This window comes from Rhizobium sp. SRI_017, assembly GCF_057586295.1.
The window spans coordinates 24,371-46,262 of the sequence record NZ_JBYCZP010000004.1; the positions used below are offsets into that span (position 1 = coordinate 24,371).

A 21,892-nucleotide genomic window follows, 5' to 3' on the forward strand; every position below is an offset into this window, starting at 1 on the left:
TGCCCTGTCCCCCGAATTGACGGGCAAAGCGGTGAAAAGATGGCCCTCGACGCTTTTGACCGGCCCCTCGAATTGATAAGCATTGAGTCGCGCGATTGGTCGTCTCGCTGTGGATTGAGGTACCGATGACAGATCTGAAACAGGCGGCGGGCTACCAGGTTCCGGCGGTAGACAACTCCCACCGGCCGGGGCTGATTATCCGAGTCGTCCTGCTGGCGCTCCTGCTCATTGCGTCCGCCGCAGCCTTCATCTGGTTCCAGAAGGATCTGGAAAACGAGATCGTGCTCGGCATTCTCGGCGTGCTCGCCATGGCCGGCATCTTCTTCATCGTTTCCGCCGTAATCGGCTTCGTCGAAGTGATGCCGCAAAATCGCGCCGACCTCATACCGCGCGCCTTCATAGACGGCCATCCCGACGGCACGATCGTCACCGACCGCAAAGGGCGGGTCATTTATGCCAACGCCGCGTATTCGCGGCTGACGGGTGCAAAATCGGCAACCGAGCTTCTGACGCTCGAAACGCTTCTGTCGCGCAATCGCGAAAGCACCGAGGCGCTCTATCGCCTGACCAATGGGTTGATGGAGGGCAAGCCGGGCCACGAGGAGTTCCGCCTGGCCCACGCGCTCGGCCAGGCGGACACCGGGCCGCAGCAGGCCTGGTGGTATCGCCTGCGTGCCAGACCGCTGAAGCTCGAAGATGAAGCAGGCGCCGGCCTCTTCCTCTGGCAGCTTTCGGACATCTCGGCCGAGCGCGACGAGCAGGAGCGGTTCTTCCGGGAACTGCAGAATGCGATCGACTATCTCGACCATGCACCCGCAGGCTTCTTCTCGGCCGGTCGCAAGGGCGAGATCTTTTATGTGAACGCAACGCTTGCCGAGTGGCTCGGCATCGATCTCACCCAGTTCGAATCCGGCGCAATGACGATCCGCGACATTGCGGCGGGCGAGGGGCTCACCCGCATCCAGGCAATCCAGCCCGAGCCCGGTCAGACCAAGACCGAGATGCTCGATCTCGATTTCCGCAAGGTCAATGGTCAGAGCCTGCCGGTCCGCATTGTTCATCGCGTCTCGGCAACCAAGGACGGCGCGCCCGGCGAAAGCAGGACGATCGTGCTCGCGCGCCAGAAGGACGAAGTCTCGCACGACGGCGACTCGTCGGCCGCGCAGCGCTTCAACCGCTTCTTCAACAATACGCCGATGGCCATCGCCTCGGTGGACAGCGACGGCCGCATCCTGCGCACCAATACCCAGTTCATGAAACTCTTCGCCGGCCTCGCGCCGAAGGACGGTGGGGAGGCGCGTCTCGACCAGATCGTTCAGCAAAGCGACCGCGGAAGGCTCGAGGAAGCGCTTGCCGCCGCCAAGGATCGCAAGGTCGATATCGAGCCTGTCGAGTCGCACCATCCGGCAGACGAGAGCAGGGCGTTCCGCTTCTATGTCAATGCGGTGATCGACCAGGCCGACGAGGCACCGGAGGAAGCCGCGATCGTCTATGCCGTGGAAACGACGCAGCAAAAGGCGCTCGAAGGCCAGATGGCACAGACGCAGAAGATGAACGCTGTCGGCACGCTCGCCGGCGGCATCGCGCACGACTTCAACAATGTGCTTACTGCCATCATGCTGTCGGCCGACCACCTGCTGCTGCAGGCCCGGCAGTCGGATTCGACCTTTGCCGATCTCATGGAGATCAAGCGCAATGCCAATCGCGCCGCGGTGCTGGTGCGTCAGTTGCTCGCTTTCTCGCGCAAGCAGACCCTTCGGCCGGCTGTCATCAATCTCACGGACGCAATCGGCGATCTCCGCATGCTCGTGGCGCGGATGCTGTCCGGCACCAAGGTCAAGCTCGAGGTCGAATATGGCCGCGACCTCTGGCCGGTCAAGACCGACCTCTCGCAGTTTGAGCAGGTGATGGTGAACCTCTCCGTCAATGCCCGCGACGCCATGCCCGAGGGCGGCACGCTGACGATCCGCACGCGCAACGTGGCGGCAACGGAAGCCGGCAGTCTCGGCCATCGCGGCCTGCCGGCCGAGGATTTCGTGCTGATCGACGTCGCCGATACCGGCACCGGCATCTCGCCCGACATCATGGACAAGATCTTTGAGCCGTTCTTCACGACGAAGGACGTCGGCAAGGGTACTGGCCTGGGTTTGTCGATGGTCTACGGCATCATCAAGCAGTCGGGAGGCTATGTCTTCCCCGAGTCCGAAGTCGGCAAGGGCACCGTCTTTCATCTCTTCCTGCCGCGCCATATCGTCGTGGAGGAACCGGTGGTCGAGGGTGCCGAGCCGAGTGTCGCCGCAGGCGCGCGCAAGCCCGGGGAAGCCGAAAAGGCGGATGTCGATCTCACGGGCAATTCCGCGATCGTCTTGCTGGTCGAGGACGAGGAAGCCGTGCGGCGCGGCGGCAAGCGCATGCTGGAAACACGCGGCTACACGGTCCACGAGGCGGGATCAGGTGTCGAAGCGCTCGACATCCTCGAAGAACTCGACGGCCAGGTCGATATCGTCGTTTCCGATGTCGTCATGCCCGAAATGGACGGTCCGACACTGCTCGGCGAAATCCGCAAGAAATGGCCGGATCTGAAATTCATCTTCGTATCGGGATTTGCCGAGGATGCGTTCGCCCGCAATCTGCCGGAGGGCTCGAAGTTCGGCTTCCTGCCCAAGCCGTTCTCGCTCAAGCAGCTGGCGAGCACCGTGCGGGAAATGCTCGATAGCTGACGCTTACTGCTTCAGCGCTGATGAAAGGGGCGCGAGGCGGCGGAACTCGAGATCAAAGGCCACTAAATCGGATAGTTCACGAAATAGCCAACGACAGGGGGAGGAAGCAGGGGATGGGATGGGTCGCCGCGGCAATCGTCTTCGCAGCTCTGCTCTACAAATTTCCTAGAACAGTCATCTGGACTGTCGTCGCGGCAACAGGAGTTGCGGCAATAGGACTGGCCATTAATTATGCGTGGGAGCAGCGTGCGGCTGAGACACGGCAGTCGGAGCGCAACCTGATCAAGATAACTGTCAAGGTGGATCCCTTCATCTGCGAGGAGGCTGATTTCCCCTTGGCGATCGGGGTTCGCAACAGCAATGACTTCACTATCAACGCAGTCACGTTCTACATCAATGGTAGGAAGTCTGGCTTTAGCAAGACGATTTATCGTTCCAGCTACACCAATGATAAGATCATAGCGAAACACGAGTTTTTTGCTTCGTGCTGGTCTCTGTCAGACTTCGACGCAAAGGAAATGAAGAATGCAAATCTGGCTCCGAAGGACTTGGAGTGGGATGCCGAGCTGTCATATTTCGACAAAGCTCACTCACCCTAGCACTGACAGCGTGATGTGGGCGCGCCCGATCAACTTGGTGAGTTTTGTCGGGACAGTCACACAGGACGGAAACGCTCCGCACACCCCCTGAGCTTCCAGTTGAGTCCTTTCGATCAGGCCCTTCGGTCGAGCTTCACAATAGCGCTCTGTACCATCCGATTTTAGGATGTTTGGGCCAGCGCCACCGCGACCTGCGCCGCCAGCCGCGCGTTGTTCTCGACCAGCGCAATGTTCGTCGTCAAGCTGCGGCCCTCGGTGATCTCGAAAATGCTGGCGAGCAGGAACGGTGTCACCGCCTTTCCTGATATGCCCTTGGCCTCGGCGCGTTCAAGTGCCTGGGCGATATAGCCTTCCATCTCGGCGCTCGGGATTTCGTGTCTCTCCGGCACGGGATTGCCGATCAGCATGCCGCCGGCGATACCGAAGGCTTCGCGGGAGCGCTGGAAGGCGGCGATGCGATCCGGGCCGTCGAGCCGAAGCGGGCTCTTGAGGCCGGAACTGCGCGACCAGAAGGCCGGAAAATCGTCCTGGCCGAAGGTGAGGACCGGCACGCCCTTGGTCTCCAGAACTTCGAGCGTCTTCGGCACGTCGAGGATCGCCTTGGCACCAGCGCAGACAACGATCACCGGCGTGCGCGACAATTCTTCCAGGTCCGCCGAGATATCAAAGCTCTCCTCCGCCTTGCGGTGGACGCCGCCAATGCCGCCGGTGGCGAAAACATGGATACCGCCGCGTGCCGCTGCAATCATGGTCGCGGCGACTGTCGTGGCGCCCGTCCGACCCTCGGAGATCGCGAAAGCGAGGTCGGCGCGCGACAGCTTCATCGCGTCCGACGTCTGGGCGAGTGCATGGAGCTCGGCCTGGTCGAGGCCGATATGCAGTTGACCCTTGATGACCGCGATCGTCGCCGGCACGGCGCCTTCGGACCGGATGATCGACTCGACACTCTCGGCCATTTCGAGATTGCCGGGGAAGGGCATGCCATGGGTGATGATGGTGGACTCGAGTGCCACCACCGGCCTGCCGGCGGCCTTGGCGGCCGCGACTTCGGCGGAGAAGGAAACGGGGAGCGAGCTGGCGTCGGTCATCTGGCGGGGTCCTGGATCGTCGTGTTTTTCCGGTCTTACAGCACGATTTCTGCGGTCGGCACAAGCGGCAGGGTGCCCGTCAGCATTTCGTGCGTCAGCTCTTCCGCTGTCGCCATCTCGCTGGCCAGCGCCAGCAGGGCAGACGCCGCGCCATGCACCACGGCATCGCCGAGTGTACCACCATTGAGCCGCGCATGCAGGAAACCCGCGGCAAAACCATCGCCGGCACCCGTGACATCGCCGATCTGCTCCAGCGAGGGAGGCGTGAGGAAGGCCGCGCCGGACGCGTCCCAGGCGATCAGCTCGTTGCCGCCGCGCGTGATGGCGCCCCCCGCGAGACCCTTCTCCCGCATAAGGGCCGGCCACGCACGATGATCCGTCGGCTCGCGAGCGGTCAGCGCCCGAGCTTCGGCTTCATTCATGAACAGCCAGTCGATCGACGGCAGAAGTTCCACAAAGCGCACGACCTTGGCGGGTGAAATGCCGATAGCCGCGAGTGGGATTTCGCGCGTTCTTGCTGCTGCAGCAATGGCGGCCAGCGTCTCGGGTGGAAGATTGGCATCGGTCAGCAGGATCTCCGCCTTGTCGACGAGGTCGCGCACCTGCCGAACCGCGAGCCGTCGCGGGCTGAACAGTCGATAGAGTTCCATGTCGGCCAGTGCGATCACCAGATTGCCGTCGCGCTCCATGATCGCCGTATAGCTCGGCGTCCGGCGATCGAGGAAGGTGAAGGGGCGGTCGATGACGCCGGCCGCAGCAGCTGCTGTCGCCACGGCCTCACCCTCGGCGTCACCGCCGCGCGGCGAGACCATCGTCACCTTGTGTCCGAGCCTGGCAAGGCTGCGGGCACAGTTGAAGGCGCCGCCACCGGCCTCTTCCTTCCAGGTTCCGGGGTTGGATGCACCGGGCGCGGTGGCGCCCGCGATGCGGCCGCGCCGGTCGATATGGGCGCCGCCCAGAACCAGAATGTCGGTCATGCTATGAACCTGTTCACGTCTCGAATCATCCATAGCGCCCGCGCGGGATCGAGGGCAAGTACCGCCGCTCGCAGGTCCCACTACATCTTGCGAAACGAAGAGAGAACACGCACTCGATTTAGATTATAGTTCAATTATTTGAACGGCCCTTGCACGACGAGAACAAATAGAGTACATACAGCCTCAATCCCGCACATTGCTTCGGCGGCTCCGATAACTTAAAGGTGGACCAGATGGCTCAGAACACGCTTCGACTCGTAGAGGACAACAAGGCAGTGGACAAAAGCAAGGCACTGGATGCGGCTCTCTCGCAGATCGAACGCTCGTTCGGCAAGGGCTCCATCATGCGTCTCGGTTCCAACGAGAATGTCGTCGAGATCGAAACCGTCTCCACCGGTTCGCTCAGCCTCGATATCGCGCTCGGCGTCGGCGGTCTGCCGCGGGGCCGCATCATCGAGATCTACGGGCCGGAAAGCTCGGGCAAGACAACTCTCGCTCTGCAGACGATCGCTGAAGCCCAGAAGAAGGGCGGCATCTGCGCCTTCGTCGACGCCGAACACGCGCTCGATCCCGTTTATGCCCGCAAGCTTGGCGTCGATCTCGAAAATCTGCTGATCTCGCAGCCGGACACCGGCGAGCAGGCGCTCGAAATCACCGATACGCTGGTCCGCTCAGGCGCGATCGACGTGCTGGTCATCGACTCGGTTGCGGCGCTGACGCCGCGTGCCGAAATCGAGGGCGAAATGGGTGACAGCCTTCCAGGCCTGCAGGCGCGCTTGATGAGCCAGGCGCTGCGCAAGCTGACGGCTTCGATCTCGAAGTCGAAATGCATGGTGATCTTCATCAACCAGATCCGCATGAAGATCGGCGTGATGTATGGTTCGCCCGAGACCACCACGGGCGGCAACGCGCTGAAGTTCTATGCTTCCGTTCGCCTCGACATCCGCCGTATCGGCTCGGTCAAGGATCGCGAAGAAGTCATCGGCAATCAGACCCGCGTCAAGGTCGTCAAGAACAAGATGGCGCCGCCCTTCAAGCAGGTCGAATTCGACATCATGTATGGCGAAGGCGTTTCCAAGACCGGCGAGCTCGTCGATCTCGGTGTCAAGGCGGGTATCGTCGAGAAGTCGGGTGCCTGGTTCTCCTACAACAGCCAACGCCTCGGTCAGGGCCGTGAAAATGCCAAGACGTTCCTCAAGGATAATCCCGATCTCGCGCGCGAAATCGAATTGTCGTTGCGTCAGAACGCCGGTCTGATCGCCGAGAAGTTCCTGGAAAACGGCTCGCCGGAAGCGGAAGTGAACTCGCCCGACGACTGATCATTCTTCCCCCATGTCCGGTGCGCCGCCCGCGCCGACATTCACGAGCCCCGGCCGCCGCTTAAACTGGCGTGCCGGGGCTTTGTTTTTCTGGACATGGAAAAGGGCGGACGATAAAAGCCGGTGTCCAAAACGGCGTCGTACAGGCGTTTCGAAGGTTTGAAAGGCATAACATGAGTGGCGTGAATGAAATCCGGTCGGCTTTCCTGGATTACTTTGGGAAAAACGGGCACGAGATCGTCGCATCCTCGCCGCTGGTGCCGCGCAACGATCCGACGCTGATGTTCACCAATGCCGGCATGGTGCAGTTCAAGAACGTGTTCACTGGCCTTGAATCGCGTCCCTACAAGACGGCCGCGACCGCGCAGAAATGTGTTCGTGCCGGCGGCAAGCACAACGACCTCGACAATGTCGGCTATACCGCGCGCCATCACACCTTCTTCGAGATGCTCGGCAACTTCTCCTTCGGTGACTATTTCAAGGAACGTGCGATCGAGCTCGCCTGGAACCTGATCACCAAGGAATACGGCATCGACAAGAACCGCCTGCTCGTCACCGTCTACCACACTGACGACGAAGCCTTCGGTCTCTGGCAGAAGATCGCCGGCCTGCCGGAAAGCCGCATCATCCGCATTCCGACATCAGACAATTTCTGGGCGATGGGTGACACCGGCCCCTGCGGGCCGTGCTCGGAAATCTTCTATGACCACGGCGACCATGTCTGGGGCGGCCCTCCCGGTTCACCCGATGAAGATGGCGACCGCTTCATCGAGATCTGGAACCTCGTCTTCATGCAGTATGAGCAGGTGACGAAGGAGGAACGCGTCAACCTGCCCAGGCCGTCGATCGACACCGGCATGGGCCTCGAGCGCGTCTCGGCGCTGCTGCAGGGCAAGCACGACAATTACGACACTGATCTTTTCCGCACGCTGATCGAAGCCTCGATGCATGCGACCGGCACCGACGACCAGGGCGAGCGCCGCGCGAGCCATCGCGTCATTGCCGACCACCTTCGGTCCAGCGCCTTCCTGATTGCCGATGGCGTCCTGCCGATGAACGAAGGCCGCGGCTATGTTCTCCGTCGCATCATGCGCCGCGCCATGCGCCACGGCGAGCTTCTCGGCGCGCGCGAACCGCTGATGTGGAAGCTGGTGCCGGCACTCGTCCGGGAAATGGGCGTCGCCTATCCGGAACTGATCCGCGCCGAAGCGCTGATTACCGAGACACTGAAACTCGAGGAAACCCGCTTCCGCAAGACGTTGGAGCGCGGCCTTGGCCTGCTGAACAATGCTGTCAGCGACATTTCCGAAGGCGGCCAGCTCGATGGCGAGACCGCCTTCAAGCTCTATGACACCTACGGCTTCCCGCTCGACCTGACGCAGGATGCGCTGCGTCAGAAGGGCATCGGCGTCGACACCGACACTTTCTCCAGGGCGATGGCGCGGCAGAAGGCCGAGGCCCGCGCCAATTGGGCGGGCTCCGGCGATGCTGCGACCGAGACCATCTGGTTCGAACTTAGGGATCAGCACGGCGCGACCGAATTCCTTGGCTATGACACCGAGCGTGCCGAAGGCGTGGTGCAGGCCATCGTGGCCAACGGTGCCGTGATCGGATCCGCCAAGGCCGGCGACAAGGTTCAGGTCGTCGTCAGCCAGACCCCGTTCTACGCCGAATCCGGCGGCCAGATGGGCGACAGCGGCGTCATCGTCTTCGAAGGCGGCCGCGCGATCGTCACTGAAACCCACAAGAAGGGCGAGGGGCTCTTCGTCCACTATGCCGAAGTGACCGAAGGCACGCTCAAGGCCGGCGATCCCGTAACGCTCGAGGTCGATCACGCCCGCCGTGGCCGCCTGCGTTCCAACCATTCGGCGACCCACCTGATCCACGAGGCGCTGCGCGAAGTGCTCGGCACCCATGTGGCGCAGAAGGGTTCACTGGTCGCACCCGAGCGGCTGCGCTTCGATGTCTCCCACCCCAAGCCGATGTCGGCAGAGGAACTGAAGGAGGTCGAGGAGATCGCCAACGATATCGTGGTGCAGAATGCACCGGTCAGTACGCGCCTGATGAGTGTCGACGACGCGATCGCCGAGGGCGCCATGGCGCTGTTCGGCGAGAAATATGGCGATGAGGTGCGCGTCGTTTCCATGGGGACGGCCAAGCGCGGCTCCAAGTCGGGCAAGGCCTATTCCGTCGAACTTTGCGGCGGCACGCATGTGCGCGAGACCGGCGATATCGGCCTGATCCGCATTCTCTCCGACAGCGCAGTCGGCGCAGGCGTGCGCCGCATCGAGGCCCTGACGGGCGAAGCGGCGCGCGAATATCTTTCGACGCAGGACGAGCGCGTCAAGCAGCTGGCTTCCATCCTTAAGGTGCAGCCGGACGACGTGCTTGCCCGCGTGGAAAGCCTTGTCGACGAACGCCGCAAGCTCGAGCGCGAACTGGCCGATACCAAGAAGAAGCTTGCCATGGGAGGCGGTACCTCGGGTGGCGATCAGGGCCTACGCGATATCGCCGGCGTCAAGTTCCTCGGCCGGGTCGTCACCGGCGTTGAGCCGCGGGACCTCAAGGGCCTCGCTGACGAGGGCAAGAAGTCGGCGGTATCGGGCGTGGTGACACTCATCGGCGTCTCCGAGGACGGCAAGGCGAGCGCCGTTGTCGCGGTGACCGACGATCTGATCGGCCGGTTCTCGGCTGTCGATCTTGTTCGCGTTGCGTCTGAAGCTCTCGGCGGCAAGGGCGGCGGTGGCCGTCCGGATATGGCCCAGGCTGGCGGTCCCGATGGTTCCAAGGCCTCCGAGGCGCTTGAAGCCGTAGCCGCTGCACTCGGCTGATATCTCATTTCGCGTCGCTTTCGACCTGAAGACCTCAGAGCGGCGCGTGCGCTTTCGGACACAGAACGGGTACTCTAAGTCATTGAATCTAAGTAACGTTCTTTCCGAAAATCGATGCCGGCTTTCGCGCCCTTGCGGTCGCGGCTTTCGGCTTTCTTAAGCTTTATCTGATAGCGGACTCCAATAGCCTAGGAGTTCGCCACCCTTGAACGTCGTGTTGAGCGTCCCGACCGTCATGGTCTGCGTAGCGATCACAGTGTTGATCGTCGCAGTCGCTCTCACGCTCGTGTGGATCCATGATCAACGCGAGAAGGCAGTGCTGTGGTGGGCGGTCGGCATGTGGAGCGCCGTGCTCGGTGCGTCGTTTCTTGCAACGCGCACGCTTCTGCCGCTTTGGCTTGCGGTCGGCATCGGGGTCACCCTGATGACGCTCGCCTTCGGGCTGGTCGCGGCAGGCTTCTCCGTCTTCACCGGCGGTCGTGCAAACACCACGGCCTTGGCTGCCGGCCCGATGGCCTGGCTCGCATCCTATCTCCTCATCCCGGGCTTCACCGATATCGTCGCCTATCGAGCGTTTGTTACGACGGTCATTCTCGGCTGCTATTGCCTGCTCATCGTCGGCTCCGCCTGGCGCGGCTGGAAGGAAGAGCGGCTACCTACCTTCCTGGCGACCGTGCTGATCTACTCCACACATTGCGTCTTCTGTGTCGTCCGTACGCTCTTTGCGATCTTCATACCCGCCACCGAACAAGGCGGCGACATTCAGGCCGTCTGGGTCGCGGCTGTCGCGCTCGAAGCGTTCACGATGAGCATCTTCAGTACATTCGTGTTCCTCGCCCTGATCAAGGAGCGCGCCGAACGGAAATACCGCCTTGCTGCCGAGATCGACAGCCTGACGAATTCTGCAACGCGCCGCTTCTTCGTGTCCGAGACGCGCGACAGGCTGGTCAAAGCGCCGAAATCCGGCGTGCTCGCCATCATCGACCTCGACTTCTTCAAGTCTGTCAACGATTGTTACGGCCATCTCGGCGGCGACCGCGTGCTGCAGGCCTTCGGCAAATTCGTCAACTCAAGGCTTGAACCCGGCATGATTTTCGGGCGTCTCGGCGGCGAGGAATTTGGCCTCTTTCTACGGGACAAGGAACTGTCCGAGGCGAGGGAGTTCCTCGAACAGCTCCGCGCCGAAGTCGAAGCGATGCAGATCCCCTTCATGGGCAGTCCGATCCGCATCACGATCTCCATCGGTGCAGCATCGGTCCGGGAAGTGGGGATCGACTTCGACCACCTGATGGCGGCCGCCGACAGCGCGCTCTATCTCGCGAAGGAAGAGGGCCGCAACAGGCTGCGCACCTTCAGCCTCACCATGCGCATGCATCAGATCGTCGAAGATGGCTCGGAAATGCGTCTGGGCACGACCGAACAGCGATTGAGTCGCGTGAACATCCGCAGCCGTATCGGCGGGGCGTGATCGTCTGACGAAGGAGCCTATCGGCGCGGCTCGACGATGCTTTCCGGCACGCAGACGATCTCCTTCAACTTCCACATCAGCTTCTCGGCCTCGACCGATGTCGGTGCATGCCTGGGTGACAGCGCACGGCTGACGCTGTGGAATCCGAGTGCGCGATAGGCCTCCATCTGCTCCTCGGAAAACAACTGGTCCGCTGTCGTTTCGTGCGGGAAGGTCGGATACCGCCGCTCGTAGTCTGTCACATAGTCGGGCTCGTCGCCGGTCATGTTGGCTTTGACATAGAGCAGGATGCCTTTGTCTTCCTCATTCTGGCCCGAGCCGTAATAGATTTCGCCGATGGCGAAGTGCCGGCTGTCGTCATATTGCGTGATGTCTGCCGGCACGGCGCGATCGTCGTCGGTGGCCTGGCCGCGGAAGGCCCGCATGCGGCGGGCGGACTGTTCGCGGATCGGCTGCCAGGCGATCCGCACGCGATGACCGAAATCGATGCGGGCAAAACGCTGCGCATCGGCCAGCGCGCCAAAATTGAGCGCGGGGTCCGCCTCCGCGTCGATGATGATGATCACCTTGCATCTTCGACGCAGCAATTGGTAGAGGCCGATATTGTCGATATGGCCGCCGTCGCTAAGCAATACCTTCTTGCTATCGGTGCGAAGCAGGCCAAAAGCCTCCTGTACCAGGTAGAGCCGGAAGACTTCGAACCAAGTCTGCTGGATCTCGCCCGGGCTGGCGAAGACATATCTCGGATTGTCGAGCCAATATCCCAGCCTCGCATTCAGGAGCGCCAAAGTCGGTGACAGGACCCCAGAAATCACCCGCCCGCTGTTTGAGGAGACCGCAGCGCCCGAGATCGCGACGGCCGTCGCAAGGTCAATGCCGATGTCGTTGTCTTCCATACGTCCCGTGTGTTTGGCCGGGAGCACAGTGGGGGCATAAAGTGTGGAATCGCTCCCGATGTAATCGCTCGTGAACAGGAAGAATTCTGCATTCCGGCCGCGCTGTGCCGGATCCGTCGCCTCGTCGTGACTGGGCAGGTTTGCCCTGGGATTGCCGACATTCCACATCGCTGATGTCTTCACCGGCTCCGTTTCCTCTCGGCTGTGACGCGCATTCAACACGGCGTTGACCAAGAGATAGGGGGTCTTGTCGGAATCGATCTTGGCGAGCGTCAACGTCGCCCTGGGATTGACGTTGCGACCGAGGCGGAAGGCGGCGTTGAGCCGATCTCGATAAAGGCCGTGGAGCGCGTTGGCATTTTCCGAGAAACAGACGCCGATGGCAATGAATATCCCGCTGATCCAGACATAGTTCCAGAGCAGATCCCAATAGCGGATGTCGAGGCCCCTCCGCACGGCAATCGCCACCAGGATCGTCAGCGCAAGGAGAATGAGCAAGCCGTAGAGTGGAACGCGATCGTGGCGGCTCCGCCCGAATTTGTAGGCGAGACGCGTCCATGTGCCGGCTTCGGGCTGCCCCTTGTTTCGCCAAAAACCCGAATAGCCGATCGCGATCGACAAAGTGACGAAGAAGGCGGCCATGAGATAGAGTGGCTGCCAGGACATCATCTCCGGCATTAGCGGAAATTGTCCCGGTGCCGGCATCATTGTCCGGCAGAGACTGTCGAACTTCCAATGCAGATGCTCGGCAAACCAGGCGAGAACAGGATTTGACGGGCATCGGCCCGCGAAATCGATGCCGGAAGCAGCGATCAGCAGATAGACGGCATAGATCATCATCGGCAGCACAAGCGCGCCGACATAGAGGATGGCTTTGGCGGTGACCGCCTTGATCATCGAGGATAGGTTTGGCGTATCGAGCGCCTTTGCGACGGTGTTGACGAGGCTGCCACGAAAGATGGTGAGCAGCGTGGAGAAGCCGGCGGCGCCGGCAATGGTCGAGAGGATCGAGCTGAATTCGAAGCCGTCGGTCTGGATATAGAAGTGGATGATCCATTCGATGATGAGGGTCTGGAACTCGGCCACGAAGGTGAAGATCAGTACCGGCATGAAGAATGCCCAGGCGCCGGCCCATCTCGAAAGAAATTCGGGTTTGCCGAGCAGGCGGCGCGCATTGCCATCCTCAAGGGCCGAGCGATAGATCGCCCAGAAAATCCCGACAACCGCCAGTCCGGCCAGCATGACCTGGGTGAAGAAGAAGCGGCCCTGAACGAATTCGTAGAGCCAGCCGGCGGGCGGCAACCCGAACAGCCGCCAAATGTCGGCGGCGAAGCTGTGTTCGAGGTGGTAGACGGTCGGATTTGCGAGGATGGTGAGAGCGGCCAGCGGCAGGACCAGCGTCAATGTCAGCACCAGGTTGACGAGCAGCCCGCGGACGAGAATGCCGACGGATCTCAGAATATCGGTTGTTCCCTTGGGAAACAGGTAGCGGCTGTGGTTGCGGATATGCCGGACGGTCGGCGAATCTTCGAAACCGCTCTCGTCGAAGGGGAACGCCACGTTATTTTCGCTCATATGCGCGATCATGCTGGCACCAGTGTAGCCGCCGCCGGAAACGGTCGAGAGATAATCGATCTTCGGAATGACCTTGAATGTGTTGAGCGCCTGAAGGGCACCGAGACAGAAGCTCGCAGAGCGAACGCCGCCGCCCGACAGACCGACGCCGACTTTGTCTTCGATGATCGGGTGCGGCGGTGCCTCTGCTGCCGTTTTGCGGTTGCGCCGCGCCCAGATGCGCCGGGCCTCGGTCGCCTCAATGGCCTCGAAATTGAGCAAGCCATCGAGGTGAGTTTGCTTTGCGTCAGCTGCCCCCATCGCACCATCCTCCGCCGTCAATCGAAGGTTAGCACAATCGAATACTAAGTCACGCCAGTTGTGTAGAGCAGTTAGCGCCGCGCTCTAATACACGCTCAGCCCAAACCCCTGCATCAGCCGTCGCGTCGAGAAATCCGGCTTTCCCGATGTCAGGATCGCCCGGTCGGCATGGTGCTCGGGTTGCAGGCCGTCGTCGCGCGGCACGAGGCGGCGGGCTTGGCGGGCGATAGCCTCGGCGGGGTCGATCCAATCCACCGGCCATGGGGCGAGGCGGCGGAAGACATTACCCATGAAGGGATAATGCGTGCAGGCAAGAACGACGATGTCGGTCTTGCGGCCGTCCTGCTCGTAGAAGCACTGGCCGATCTCGGCGGTGACTTCGGCATCGGCGACGGCGTCGCCGCGGATATAGGCCTCGGCCATGCGGGCAAGGTTTTCCGAGCCGACAAGACGGACATGACATTGGCTGGCGAAGGACTGGATGAGGTCGCGGGTGTAGGCGCGCTTCACCGTGCCTGGCGTCGCAAGAACCGATATCAGTCCGGAGCGGGTGCGCTCGGCAGCCGGCTTGATGGCCGGGACGGTGCCGACAAAGGTGTGGTCCTTATAGGCAGCACGGAGATCGGCGCCGACGAGGGTGAAGGCGGTGTTGCAGGCGATGACCGAAATTTCGGGCCTGTATTCCTCGATCAGCCGGCCGAAGAGACTTACGACGCGCGGCCGAAGTTCCGCTTCGGCCCAGTTGCCGTAGGGAAAGCCGGCGTCGTCGGCGACATAGACGAAGTTGCGCTCCGGCATCAGCACCCTGAGTTCGCGCAGCACCGTGAGGCCGCCGATACCGCTGTCGAACACGAGAATCGGCTTGGGCGCATCAGTCATCGAAATCTTCCGGATTTCCGGTGCCGCGCGGATGTTTGCGGCTGAACCGGTCGAGCGAGGAGATCACGCCGCGCATCACCTTGATCTCGGGCGCGGTGAAAGCGCGGCGGGAGAGTACGGCGCGGAGGTTGTCGATCATTTTCGGCTTTTTCGCGACCGGTCGGAAGAAGCCACGGGCGTCCAGTGCCTCCTCGATATGCGCGAACAGGCCGAACAATTGGTCCTTGGTCGCCGGTGTCTGGTCGACCGCCTGGAAGGGGGTTTCCTCCTTCGAGGCCATCGATGTCTGCATCCATTCGTACGACATCAGCAGCACGGCCTGGGCGATATTAAGCGAGGCGAAGGCCGGATTGACCGGGAAGGTCACGACCTCGTCGGCGAGCGCGACATCTTCGTTCGACAGGCCGGATTTCTCGCGGCCGAAAAGGATGCCGACCTTTTCGCCGGAATCGTATTTTGCCCGCAGTGTTTCCGCCGCCACAATTGGAGAGCGGACCGGCTTGAAGCCGTCGCGGACGCGGGCAGTGGTCGCATAGAGGAAATTGAGGTCGGCGACCGCTTCCTCAAGGGTTTCGTACACAATCGCGCCGTCGATCACATGGTCGGCCTTGCTCGCGGCGGCGCGCGCCTTGTCGCTCGGCCAGCCGTCGCGGGGCGCCACGAGCCGGAGTTCGGACAGGCCGAAATTCGCCATGGCACGTGCTACCATGCCGATATTCTCGCCGAGCTGCGGTTCGACGAGCACGATCACCGGCCCGCCGGTGATCATTTCAAGTTCGGAATTGGTGCCGGACATGCTTTGCCTTTGAGTGTCTTTCGCCACGCATTGGCATAAAGTCAGGCGTTTTGAAAGCATGTCATCGCGAATGACGACAACAGCGCGCCGAAGGCCTCGACGTCTTACTGCTGGTTCTTTTTGGCGTATTCAATGCCTTCCTTCATCTCGCCGAGCAAAGTGTTCCACTTGCCTTCCTGGAAGCGGTGGACGTCCGAGATCACCGGCTTGCCGTCTTCCGTCACCACGTCGAACTTCAATTCACTGACGACGGCCTGACTTTCGGCATCCGGCGCGCAGGCCATCAGCCTGAAACTGACGGCAACAGAGCTTACGCCGTCTTTCTCACCTTCCGGTGACACTTTGACATCCTTCAGCGGGCAACCGTCCTGGCTCGAAGTGATCACGTCGTAATCGAAAGGCGAGTCGCCACCATCATAGGCGGGATATTTTGAGGCTTCGCGGTAGACGACAGCAAAATCCTTGCTGAAATCGCGGTCGAGATTGTCGAAATAGTCGACGGTCGTCCCTTCCGTGGTCGCCCAGCGAGCCTCAGCGACCTTTATGATGCGGTTGACGGGATCGATGGCCGACTCGGCATGCGCCGCGAACGGGAGCAGGGCGGCGGTCAGGGCGATGGCGAAGAACTTCATTGCTATTGTGGCTCCTGCTGGTCGGTCGGGGTCTCACGCCCGACTTTCACGATCTCCTTCATCTCGGCCATCAGCGATACAGACTTGCCGTCGATGATGCGGTCGATGTCGGCGATCAGGGATTTTCCATTCTCGGTCACGACCTTGAAATGGACCTCCGACAAGACGTCCTTGTTCGGGTCCTCCGCATAACAGCTCATCAGCTTGAAGGTAACTTTGACGTCGGTCATGCCTACCGCCTCTACAGCGGGCGCGATCGACACGTCCTTCAGCGGGCACCCGTCCTGGCTGTTGGTGATGACGTCATAGCCGAACGGGCTGCCGCCTTCCTCGTAGATCGGATATTTCTCGGTCTCGCGATAAGCGGCGACGAAATCCTTCGAGAACAGGCCGATATGGTCCTTGTCGAAGTAGTCCTTTCCCTCCGGCGGCTTGTCGCTCCAGAGCGCGGTGGCGAGATCCATGATCGCCTTGACGGGTTCGTCGGGCTCGGCGGCGAAGGATGGCGCGGAAATCAGCAGGTTGGCGGCCAGGAGGAGCGTTAAGGCAAGTTGCCGTTCCAGTTTCATGTCCCGAAAACTCCTTTCAGAGGCCTTCGTAGCGGTCGAGGGCGTATTTGGTGGAGAAGGTGTGGACAATATCGTCGATCACGTCGCGACCATCCTCATGCCTGACGAAAAAGGTGACAGTTCTGATCTCGCTCTGGATCGGATCTCCCTCCTTGCAGGTATAGGGCAGGAAGGAGGTGAAGACCTGAGTGACGCCGTCCTCGGTTGGTCCCACGCTGATCTTGACGTCCTTGAAGGGGCAACTGTCGTCGGATTCGCGGGTGAGCAAGTCCGCATCGAGCACGCGGTCCTCGCTGTCGTCCATCATCTTGGTCGCCGCCTGATAGCGCGCTACGAAATCCTTGCTGTAGAGGGACGCCAGCCGTTCGGCGCTGAAATAGTCAGGAACGGCGCTCCGGCTGTTTTCGAAGGTGCGGGAGGCGAGATCCAGCAGGGTGCGTACGGGGTCGACCGGTGCGGCCCATGCCTGACTGGCGCCGGTCAGGCCGACCATAAATGCGAATGTCCAGAACAGGCTCCGTCGTATCATTGCGCTCCCTCCGTTACAGCCTTGGCATCGTCGTGCATTTCCTGCCGGATCGATCTTTCCTTGCCGTCATCGACGCGCAGGATGTCGTCAATTACATCGTGGCCATTCTGTGCGATCACCTTGAAGACGAGATGGCTGATCCGCGTCGTGCCCTCGCCATTGGTCAGGCAACGAAAGGCCTTGAAATGGACGTCGACGAGCGTGACGCCCTGGGTCGCGGGCTTGTCTCGTTTTCCGAAGTATCTTGCCGCCAGTCATGGGAAGCGGCGGCAAGAACATTGCGCACCGGATCCTGCGGAGTGGCGAGCGCCGGTATCGAGGCGGCAAGCGCGAGCCCGATGGCCAAATGCAGTCTCATGATTGTCCCCCCGCACGCGGATTGCTTCGGTATGACTTCGACGTCGATCATGGAATGATTATTCGGTCAAATCCGTGGCGGCAGGCAATATCCCGTTTGCGTCTTGATTGGCCGATGTTATAGGCAAGCCATCGTGTTTCGAGCGGCGCTCCCAGACGGCCGCAACATCCGAGCAAAAGAGGAAAATCCATGCAGAAGATCAAGGTCGCAAACCCTGTCGCCGATCTCGACGGCGACGAGATGACGCGCATCATCTGGCAGCTCATCAAGGATAAGCTGATCCATCCCTATCTCGACCTTGATATCGATTATTACGACCTTTCCGTCGAGAACCGCGACGCCACCAATGACAAGGTGACGGTCGATGCCGCCAATGCTATCAAGAAATACGGCGTCGGCATCAAATGCGCGACCATCACGCCCGACGAAGCGCGCGTGAAGGAATTCAACCTCAAGGAAATGTGGAAGAGCCCGAACGGCACGATCCGCAACATCCTCGGCGGCGTGATCTTCCGCGAACCGATCATCTGCAAGAACGTGCCGCGCCTCGTCCCGGGCTGGACCCAGCCGATCGTCGTCGGCCGCCATGCCTTCGGCGACCAGTACAAGGCGACCGATTTCAAGTTCCCGGGCAAGGGTACGCTAACGATGAAATTCGTCGGCGAGGACGGCCAGGTCATCGAGAAGGAAGTCTACAAGTCGCCCGGCGCCGGCGTTGCCATGGGCATGTACAACCTCGACGAATCGATCAAGGAATTCGCCCGCGCCTCGCTGATGTACGGCAAGATGCGTGGCTGGCCGGTCTATCTCTCGACCAAGAACACCATCCTCAAGGTCTATGACGGCCGCTTCAAGGACATCTTCCAGGAAATCTACGAGAGCGAGTTCAAGGCTGATTTCGACAAGCTCGGCATCACCTACGAACACCGCCTGATCGACGACATGGTTGCCTCGGCGCTGAAATGGTCCGGCGGCTATATCTGGGCCTGCAAGAACTATGACGGCGACGTCCAGTCCGACACGGTCGCCCAGGGTTTTGGTTCGCTCGGCCTGATGACCTCGGTTCTGCTGACCCCCGATGGCAAGACGGTGGAAGCTGAAGCCGCGCACGGCACCGTCACCCGTCACTACCGCCAGCACCAGAAGGGCCAGGAAACCTCGACCAACTCGATCGCCTCGATCTTCGCCTGGACCCGCGGCCTGGCGCACCGCGCCAAGCTCGACGACAACGCCGAGCTGGCCAAGTTCTGCGACACGCTCGAAAAGGTCTGCGTCTCGACCGTCGAATCCGGCTTCATGACCAAGGATCTGGCGCTGCTGATCGGCCCGGACCAGCCCTGGCTCTCGACGACAGGCTTCCTCGACAAGATCGATGAGAACCTCAAGAAGGCGATGACGGCCTGAGATTGCCGCTACAATTGGTGCAAAGGCCCGGGTCGAAAGGCCCGGGTTTCTAATGCCTCCGCTATCGGCAGATGGTCGATCAGATGATCACTGCAGCAACCCCATCAGGCTCATTGGCGCCTGGTTGGCGATCGAGAGCGCTGTCGTGGTGAGGCTCTGCTGGGCGTCGATCGCCCTGAGTTTCGCCGAGGCTGCGTCGAGATCGGCATCGACCAGCCGGCCGACGCCCTTGGTATTGCTGGCGCCAAGATCGTAGGCAAAGTCCTTCTGCATGCCGATGCGGGCGCCGAGCGAGCCGAGATCCGCCGATGCGTCGGTCATGGCCAGCAGCATCTGGTTGGTAACCTTGAGCATCTCCTCGATCTGGGTCTGCGTCGTGTTGGCGTCGAGCGCGATCTCGGTATGAAGCTGCTGGTTCTTGCCGCTCAGCAGCACCCAGTCCGTCGCTGCTCCGATATCGGTCGCAAAGCCTGCATTTGTCAGGATGCCGGTATTCGAATCCTCGTCGATCAGGTGGTTGGTGCCGTAATCCGTCTGCCGCTCGAAGACCAGCGTCTGCACGGCGACGGTTCCATCCGCCGACCGGCCAAAGCCGCTCACCACTTCAGGACCGGCATCGTCGGCTGCAGACTTCCGGATGAGCCAGTTGACTCCATTAAACGAGGAGCTCTCGGCCAGCGTACGGAGCTCCTGCTTGAGCTCGGTCAGTTCGTCATTGACCTTCTTGTGGCTGACGCCGCGCTCCAGCGAGTTGAGCAGCTTCTTCTTGATCTCATCGACAATATCGATGGCGTTCTGCATGCCAACCGTTGCCGTATCGGCCGATGCGGCGCCGAAATCCAGGCCATCGCGCGCAGCCGAAAGCGCGCGCGTGTCCGACTTCATGATCGTCGCGATCGACCAATAAGCGCTGTTGTCCTTCGCTTCCTTGACGCGAAGGCCAGTGGCGACTTCCTGCTGCTTGTCGGTCCGCGCCATGGATATCGTGCGCAAATGGTCGACAGCCGACACCGCACCGGTGTTGGTGAGAATACTTGTCACGGCTACTTCCGAACTCAATACGTGGACGTTACTAACTTGCCTGACTACCCCCGGCGTCGAGCATCATGCAACGACGACGGGAAACTCGGTATGGTTAAGGTAGATTGCAGAGGCGTATTTAACGTCAGGTAAAGCGGGAGCAAAAATGTCGATCGGCGCGTTAGGAATTTTGCCGAGCAGGGCTGGCCATTGCTGAAGGTGGTGGTTCTCGGCGGATATGGCACATTCGGCCGGCGGCTGGTCGAATTGTTGTCGGACGAACCCGACCTGACGATCGTGATCGCCGGTCGCTCACTCATGAAGGCCGATGCGCTGCGCGCCGAACTCTCGCCCCGGGCGATCGTCGAAGCGGTTGAACTCGATCGCAACGGGGATATCGATGTTGCGCTCGCCGCACTCCGGCCGAACATTTTCGTCGATGCGACAGGACCGTTTCAGGTCTATGACGCCGAGCCCTATCGCATCGTGGAAGCCTGTCTTCGGCACTGCGTCAACTATCTGGATTTCTCGGATGCGAGCGCTTTCACCACGGGCATTGCTCGGTTCGATGCGGCGGCCCGGGCAAGAGGCATCTTCGTGCTGTCGGCCGTCAGTTCCGCGCCGGCGCTCAGCGCCGCTGCCGCCCGCCGCCTGGGCGAGGGAATGACCTCTGTCGAGACCGTGGAGAGCGGCATCGCGCCGTCGCCATTTGCCGGAATCGGACGCAACGTGATCGAGGCGATCACCAGCTATGCAGGTGAGCCACTGCGGTTGTTGAGGAACGGACAGCTTTCGACCGCAACCGGACTTACGGAAACACGGCGGATGACGATCTGCCCGCCGGGAAGCCTGCCGCTCAAGCCGCGCTCCTTCGCACTGGTCGACGTGCCCGACCTTACGGTGATGCAGGGGGTCTTGCCCGGCCTCCGGTCGACCTGGTTCGGTGCGGGCACAGCGCCGGTGATCTATTTGCGCCTACTGGTGCTGCTCGCATGTCTGCGACGATTCCGACTGACGCCACCGATCGGTAGATTTGCCGGCCTGTTCCACCGTGTCGCCAATCACCTGACCTGGGGCGAGCGCCGTGGTGGCATGTTTGTCAGGGTCACTGGCCGGGACGAGGGAGGTCGCGCGGTCTCCAAATCCTGGCACCTGCTGGCGGAAGGCGATACCGGACCCTCGGTGCCGGCCATGCCGATCGATGCGATCATCCGCCGTTGTCTTGTCGGGCAACCGCCTGCGCCGGGCGCGCGCCATGCGGCAGGTGAGCTGACCCTCGATGATTTCGCGCGCGGGTTTGCGGCAAAAGGCATTGTCACCGGTGAGAGACGGGATCAGGACCGCTCTCTTCCGCTATATCGACGCGTCCTGGACAGCGCCTGGGACCAGCTCCCTGACGCGATCCAGGACCTTCACCAGGTGGAGACGTTGCGGCGCTTCGAAGGGCGTGCGGTGGTCGATCGTGGCCATGGGGTCTTCGCAAGGCTCCTCGGCGCACTTTACCGATTTCCTGGCGCGGGATCGGATATTCCCGTCTCGGTCTTGCTGGAACGCAGGCAGGACGGCGAACTCTGGCAGCGCACTTTCGCGGGCCGGACCTTCCGCAGCTTCCAGACCGAGGGGGCGGGTCGGAGTACCTGTCTCATCGACGAGCGTTTCGGCCCGGTGTCCGTTGGTTTGGCGTTGGTTACTGATGGGAGACAGCTCGAATACATTGTTCGCCGCTGGACCTTCCTCGGCATCCCGATGCCGATGTCCATGGCGCCGGGCGGCCGCACCTTCGAATTCGTCCAGGCCGGCCGGTTCCGCTTTCATGTCGAGATCGCCCATCCCTGGTTCGGGCTGATCGTGCGTTATCAGGGCTGGCTGACGCCGGTCGCCCCGGGCTGACTTTTTCTGGGACGAAGCCCATCATTAGCCAAGCCATGCCTT

At 61.4% G+C, this 21,892-nt stretch carries 17 protein-coding genes; 8 read left to right on the forward strand and 9 right to left on the reverse strand.

Annotation, left to right across the window (positions count from 1 at the left end; translation table 11 throughout):
- The first annotated feature begins 125 nt into the window (after nucleotides 1–125).
- Together cckA and AC2YI2_RS10320 are read left to right on the forward strand one after the other, a co-directional pair.
- Nucleotides 126–2,720, forward strand: coding sequence for a cell cycle histidine kinase CckA (gene cckA, locus AC2YI2_RS10315; RefSeq protein WP_487386390.1), 2,595 nt, complete (start codon nucleotides 126–128; stop codon nucleotides 2,718–2,720).
- A gap of 113 nt (nucleotides 2,721–2,833) precedes the next feature.
- The gene (locus tag AC2YI2_RS10320) at nucleotides 2,834–3,319 is read left to right on the forward strand and encodes a hypothetical protein (RefSeq protein ID WP_487386391.1); all 486 of its coding nucleotides are present in this window, start codon (nucleotides 2,834–2,836) and stop codon (nucleotides 3,317–3,319) included.
- Between the two features lie 161 nt (nucleotides 3,320–3,480).
- Here AC2YI2_RS10320 and AC2YI2_RS10325 read toward each other — a convergent pair whose 3' ends face one another.
- On the reverse strand, nucleotides 3,481–4,407 hold the full coding sequence (locus tag AC2YI2_RS10325) for a pseudouridine-5'-phosphate glycosidase (protein ID WP_487386392.1): 927 nt from the start codon (nucleotides 4,405–4,407) through the stop codon (nucleotides 3,481–3,483).
- A gap of 35 nt (nucleotides 4,408–4,442) precedes the next feature.
- Nucleotides 4,443–5,384: a carbohydrate kinase family protein gene (locus tag AC2YI2_RS10330; RefSeq protein WP_487386393.1), complete on the reverse strand. Its 942-nt coding sequence runs from the start codon at nucleotides 5,382–5,384 to the stop codon at nucleotides 4,443–4,445.
- Between the two features lie 233 nt (nucleotides 5,385–5,617).
- Here AC2YI2_RS10330 and recA point away from each other — a divergent pair, with 233 nt between their 5' ends.
- The 3 genes from recA (at nucleotide 5,618) to AC2YI2_RS10345 (ending at nucleotide 11,002) form a co-directional block, all read left to right on the forward strand.
- Complete coding sequence (gene recA / locus AC2YI2_RS10335; RefSeq protein WP_487386394.1) at nucleotides 5,618–6,703, forward strand: recombinase RecA; 1,086 nt, start codon at nucleotides 5,618–5,620, stop codon at nucleotides 6,701–6,703.
- Nucleotides 6,704–6,876: 173 nt separating this feature from the next.
- Entirely contained in the window at nucleotides 6,877–9,534 is a 2,658-nt protein-coding gene (gene alaS, locus AC2YI2_RS10340; RefSeq protein ID WP_487386395.1) for an alanine--tRNA ligase, read from the forward strand.
- Between the two features lie 214 nt (nucleotides 9,535–9,748).
- Nucleotides 9,749–11,002, forward strand: coding sequence for a GGDEF domain-containing protein (locus AC2YI2_RS10345; RefSeq protein ID WP_487386839.1), 1,254 nt, complete (start codon nucleotides 9,749–9,751; stop codon nucleotides 11,000–11,002).
- 17 nt (nucleotides 11,003–11,019) lie between these two features.
- Here AC2YI2_RS10345 and AC2YI2_RS10350 read toward each other — a convergent pair whose 3' ends face one another.
- The 6 genes from AC2YI2_RS10350 to AC2YI2_RS10375 all read right to left on the reverse strand — a co-directional run bounded on the left by AC2YI2_RS10350 (nucleotide 11,020) and on the right by AC2YI2_RS10375 (nucleotide 17,178).
- Nucleotides 11,020–13,773, reverse strand: a complete 2,754-nt coding sequence (locus AC2YI2_RS10350; protein WP_487386396.1) for a hypothetical protein — start codon at nucleotides 13,771–13,773, stop codon at nucleotides 11,020–11,022.
- An 84-nt stretch (nucleotides 13,774–13,857) separates the two neighbouring features.
- Nucleotides 13,858–14,652: a glutamate racemase gene (murI, locus tag AC2YI2_RS10355; protein WP_487386397.1), complete on the reverse strand. Its 795-nt coding sequence runs from the start codon at nucleotides 14,650–14,652 to the stop codon at nucleotides 13,858–13,860.
- Nucleotides 14,645–15,448 carry an RNA methyltransferase gene (locus AC2YI2_RS10360; protein WP_487386398.1) on the reverse strand — a complete coding sequence of 268 codons (804 nt, stop codon included), beginning with the start codon at nucleotides 15,446–15,448 and terminating at the stop codon, nucleotides 14,645–14,647. The genes murI and AC2YI2_RS10360 overlap by 8 nt, the downstream gene beginning before the upstream one ends.
- A 104-nt stretch (nucleotides 15,449–15,552) precedes the next feature.
- Nucleotides 15,553–16,080 (reverse strand): hypothetical protein, encoded by a 528-nt coding sequence (locus tag AC2YI2_RS10365; protein ID WP_487386399.1) that lies wholly within the window; start codon nucleotides 16,078–16,080, stop codon nucleotides 15,553–15,555.
- Between the two features lie 2 nt (nucleotides 16,081–16,082).
- Nucleotides 16,083–16,649, reverse strand: coding sequence for a hypothetical protein (locus AC2YI2_RS10370; protein ID WP_487386400.1), 567 nt, complete (start codon nucleotides 16,647–16,649; stop codon nucleotides 16,083–16,085).
- A 16-nt stretch (nucleotides 16,650–16,665) separates the two neighbouring features.
- Nucleotides 16,666–17,178 (reverse strand): hypothetical protein, encoded by a 513-nt coding sequence (locus AC2YI2_RS10375; RefSeq protein WP_487386401.1) that lies wholly within the window; start codon nucleotides 17,176–17,178, stop codon nucleotides 16,666–16,668.
- Nucleotides 17,179–17,210: 32 nt separating this feature from the next.
- Between AC2YI2_RS10375 and AC2YI2_RS10380 the strand changes: the two genes are divergently transcribed.
- Together AC2YI2_RS10380 and AC2YI2_RS10385 are read left to right on the forward strand one after the other, a co-directional pair.
- The gene (locus AC2YI2_RS10380) at nucleotides 17,211–17,594 is read left to right on the forward strand and encodes a hypothetical protein (protein ID WP_487386402.1); all 384 of its coding nucleotides are present in this window, start codon (nucleotides 17,211–17,213) and stop codon (nucleotides 17,592–17,594) included.
- Nucleotides 17,595–17,725: 131 nt separating this feature from the next.
- The gene (locus tag AC2YI2_RS10385; RefSeq protein WP_487386403.1) at nucleotides 17,726–18,940 is read left to right on the forward strand and encodes an NADP-dependent isocitrate dehydrogenase; all 1,215 of its coding nucleotides are present in this window, start codon (nucleotides 17,726–17,728) and stop codon (nucleotides 18,938–18,940) included.
- A gap of 87 nt (nucleotides 18,941–19,027) precedes the next feature.
- Here the strand turns inward: AC2YI2_RS10385 and AC2YI2_RS10390 are convergent, their stop codons facing one another.
- Nucleotides 19,028–19,981 (reverse strand): flagellin N-terminal helical domain-containing protein, encoded by a 954-nt coding sequence (locus AC2YI2_RS10390; protein WP_487386404.1) that lies wholly within the window; start codon nucleotides 19,979–19,981, stop codon nucleotides 19,028–19,030.
- A 198-nt stretch (nucleotides 19,982–20,179) separates the two neighbouring features.
- Here AC2YI2_RS10390 and AC2YI2_RS10395 point away from each other — a divergent pair, with 198 nt between their 5' ends.
- Nucleotides 20,180–21,850, forward strand: a complete 1,671-nt coding sequence (locus AC2YI2_RS10395; RefSeq protein WP_487386840.1) for a saccharopine dehydrogenase family protein — start codon at nucleotides 20,180–20,182, stop codon at nucleotides 21,848–21,850.
- Nucleotides 21,851–21,892 lie beyond the last annotated feature (42 nt).